This window comes from Frankia sp. CeRuru1 (assembly GCF_977966315.1).
Genome location: NZ_CDWWEW010000453.1, coordinates 1 through 1,757 on the forward strand (window position 1 = coordinate 1; position 1,757 = coordinate 1,757).

General features: G+C 71.0%; 1 protein-coding gene and 1 pseudogene. Both read left to right on the plus strand.

Features of this window, described 5'->3' with window-relative positions; genetic code table 11:
- The first annotated feature begins 197 nt into the window (after positions 1 to 197).
- A complete protein-coding gene (locus AC08OP_RS22465; protein ID WP_476615993.1) occupies positions 198 to 1,106 on the plus strand; it encodes a C40 family peptidase in 909 nt (302 codons plus the stop codon).
- Between the two features lie 184 nt (positions 1,107 to 1,290).
- Positions 1,291 to 1,757: pseudogene (locus AC08OP_RS22470) on the plus strand (recombinase family protein); the annotation flags it as partial.

Consider the following 1,757-nt stretch of genomic DNA (forward strand, 5'->3'; position numbering starts at 1 on the left):
GGCTCACCCTCGACCAGCTGCCCCGGGCCTGGCCCCGGCTGCCCGCACCCGCACCGGTGTCCGACCGGCCGGACGCCATCCCGACCGGGTCGGGCCTGCGACCGCCCGCGCCGATGCCCCCCGAGAAGTACCGGGGGTGAGCGGCCACGACCAAGTACCTCGCCGCCGCCCTCGCCGCCGTTGTCCTGCTCATCGTGATGATGGGGGCCGCCGCCGCGCAGATGGCCGAACGCGTCCTGTGCCTGCCCGTCGTCGGCTGGTTCCTCGGCTGTAGCAGCGGCGGCAGCCCCAGCCAGACCGCCCTCGCCGACATACCGCCTGACTACCTGAACCTCTACATGCAGGCCGCCGCGACCTGCCCCGGCCTGTCCTGGACGACCCTCGCGGCCATCGGAAAAGTCGAATCCGATCACGGTCGCAGCCGGCTGCCGGGTGTGGTCAGCGGCACCAACAGCGCCGGGGCCGGCGGCCCCATGCAGTTCCTCGCCATCACGTTCGCCGACGTCGTCGCCCACCACCAACTGCCGGCCGGCGGCGCGAACCCGCCGTCGCTCTACAACGCCCAGGACGCCGTCTACGCCGCGGCGGCCTACCTGTGCGACAACCATGCCGCCACCGACCTGACCGGGGCGCTGTGGGCGTACAACCATTCGGATGCCTACGTCGCGCAGGTCGTCACCCAGGCCACCCAGTACAGCTCGACCAGCGGCTTCGCCGCCGACACCGCCCCGTCCGACGCAGGCTACGCCGCCGTCCTCTACGCCCAGGGACAGGTCGGCCTTCCCTACCTGTGGGGCGGAGACGGCCCGGCCGAAGGCGGCTGGGACTGCTCCGGCCTGACCCGCGCCGCCTATCTCTCCGCCGGCATCGACCTGCCCCGTACCGCCCAGACCCAGTACGAAGTGGGACCTGTGGTCCCGCCCGGGGAACCCCTCCAGATCGGCGACCTTGTCTACTACGGCACCGCCACCACCATCCACCATGTCGCGATCTACATCGGAAACGGCCAGATGATCAGCGCTCCGGGGCAGGGCAAGGTGGTGCACGTCGCCCCATACAGGTGGACGGGAGACGACTATTTCGGGGCGACACGGCCGGGAAAATGAGCTTTTTGTAGGTTCTCAACAGAGATGACAGTTTCTCAAAAGTTCCCCTGGCCCTTCGGGCACGCCGCCCCGGCGTGAAGCTCCGCCTGACTCTTGCGGGCGCGCCCGCAGCGGCCTGGCAGGGTGCGGGTCGACCGCCCGTCCAACGCCGTCCGTTCCTTGGCCTTCGCAGCCGTTCAAAAGTTTGGCGAGGGACCTTGACCGTGCGGGTCGCCCGCTGTGCCTCGAGGCCGACTACCAGCGCTTCACCGAGTCCCGGCCGGTACACCTGAGCGCCACCGAACGCGACTCCCTCGCCGCCCTGGCCCGCGACCTGCCGGCGCTGTGGGACGCCGAGACCACCAGCCAGGCCGACCGCAAGGAACTCCTGCGCACCCTGGTCGAGGCGGTCACGGTGGCGACCGTCGGCGACAGCGAACTGGTGGACGTGACCATCACCTGGGCCGGCGGGCACCAGACCCACGGCCGCGCCACCCGCCCGGTCGCCCGCCTCGACCAGCTCTCCTACTACCCGCGGCTGGTCGAACGGGTCACCGAACTGGCCGGACGTGGCCTGTCCAGCCGCCAGATCGCCGAGGCGCTCAACGCCGACGGGCTACGCCCACCCAAACGCACCGACCGCTTCGGCCCCGGCCAGATCCTCACCCTGAC